Source organism: Curtobacterium sp. B18, from assembly GCF_000333375.1.
In the GTDB taxonomy this organism is placed as follows: Bacteria; Actinomycetota; Actinomycetes; order Actinomycetales; family Microbacteriaceae; genus Curtobacterium.
On record NZ_BACZ01000533.1, the window covers coordinates 1 to 1597 of the forward strand.

The 1597-nt window shown below is 75.7% G+C and carries 2 protein-coding genes and 1 pseudogene; all 3 read left to right on the top strand.

All coding sequences use genetic code 11. The features are described from left to right. Nucleotides 1-226: pseudogene (locus I5E_RS21840) on the top strand (FHIPEP family type III secretion protein); the annotation flags it as partial. Further along, the gene (locus I5E_RS14165) at nucleotides 216-1163 is read left to right on the top strand and encodes a hypothetical protein (RefSeq protein WP_022907564.1); all 948 of its coding nucleotides are present in this window, start codon (nucleotides 216-218) and stop codon (nucleotides 1161-1163) included. The pseudogene I5E_RS21840 and the gene I5E_RS14165, both read left to right, overlap by 11 nt. 4 nt (nucleotides 1164-1167) lie before the next feature. Continuing rightward, entirely contained in the window at nucleotides 1168-1428 is a 261-nt protein-coding gene (csrA, locus tag I5E_RS14170; protein WP_022907565.1) for a carbon storage regulator CsrA, read from the top strand. Nucleotides 1429-1597: the final 169 nt, after the last annotated feature.

Below are 1597 nucleotides of genomic sequence, written 5' to 3' on the forward strand. Positions count from 1 at the left end.
GCATCGAGAGGTCCTGGGGTCGCTCCGCGACGCCGTGCGCTCGGTGGAGGACCAGGGGCTGTCCGCCGTCCTGGTCTGCGCCCCGCAGCTCCGACCGGCCGTGCACCGCATGGTCTCGGCCCAGTCGAACGGCCTGCCGGTGCTCTCCTACCAGGAGGCCACCGCCGCGGGCTCCACCATCGAGACCGTGGGAGTGGTCCGTGCCGCCGACCCGATTGCAGCGTAACGGCGCCACGCTCGACCAGCTCCGCAACGCCGTCCGCGCGGAGTTCGGTCCGGCGGCGCGCATCGTCGCCGCCGAGCGCGTGACGACCCCCGGCATCGGCGGCCTCTTCCGCAAGGCGCACGTCGAGGCGACCGTCGAGGTCCCCGCCCCCGAGGACGTCCCGACCGCCCGCGTCGCCATCAGCGACTCGCCGGTGCAGCGGGTGGGGATCGCCGCGCTCCTGGCCGACGCCGAGGCCGCCGAGGCGCGCATCGCCGGGCACGACGGCACCGCATCGACGCGCGCCGACGCGTTCGCGTCGGTGCTCGACGGTTTCGTCGCCGACGGGATCACGGGGAGCGCTGCGCGCCCGACGCGTGGACTGCCGGAGGCGGGGACCGGCGAGCCGGGTGGGTCGCGCCTCCAGGACGACACCGGCCTGCCGGTCGCGTCGGCCCTGCCGCTCCGGCCCGCCGTCGGGACGGGAGGCGCGGCGCGGCTCCTCGACGAGGTGGTCGCCGAGCAGGCGGTCGCCGCCAGGGCGATCGTCCGGCCCGTGCCGTCGGTGCGGTCCGCCGACGGCGACCTCGTGCTCCTCGTCGGACGGCCGAACGACGTGGATGCGGCCGCCGGGCTGTTCGCGGCACGGTACGCACTGCGCCCGACCGACGCCGCCGACCGTCGGAGCGGGATCCTCGCCCGCGCCGAGGGCGTGCGCGACGGCTCCGCGCTGCTCGCGGTCGCTGCGTGGGACGACGTCCGGACCACCGACGGGCTCGCACCCGACCAGGTCTGGGTCGTCGTGGACGTCGGACGGAAGCCCGAGGACGCGGCACGCATGCTCGCCACCGTCGCCGAGCGGGCGCCCGTGGCGGGGGTCGTGGCGATCGGCGCGGGGGAGACCGCCACGCCGGAGTCGGTCGACCTGCTGGGAGTACCCGTCGTGTCGCTAGGCTGAACGGGTGCTGGTACTCACGCGGAAGGTCGGCGAGCGGATCCTCGTCGGTGACGACATCGTCATCACGGTGCTCGACAGCCGCGGGGACGGCGTGCGCATCGGCATCGACGCGCCGCGCGGGGTGAAGATCCAGCGCGAAGAGGTCGTCCGTGCGGTGACCGAGGCGAACGCCGAGGCGGCCGCCGCTGCGGCCGGAGCCGGAGACGACGCCGAGGCGCGGCTCCGCCGGGCGCTCGGCGACCGCGGCGCCACCGGCGACGCCTGACGCGGGGCGCGGTCGTGCCCGGTGATCGGCGGGGACGAAGCCCGGGGCTTCTTCTCCTGATCGTGTTCTCCATGCGATGACAGCGTTGCGGACGGCGGCGCGGTGGATGATCGCGAGCGTTTCGCATCGAGTCGCCGAGCCCCGCCGCTGCTCCAGCCAGCAAAGTCCG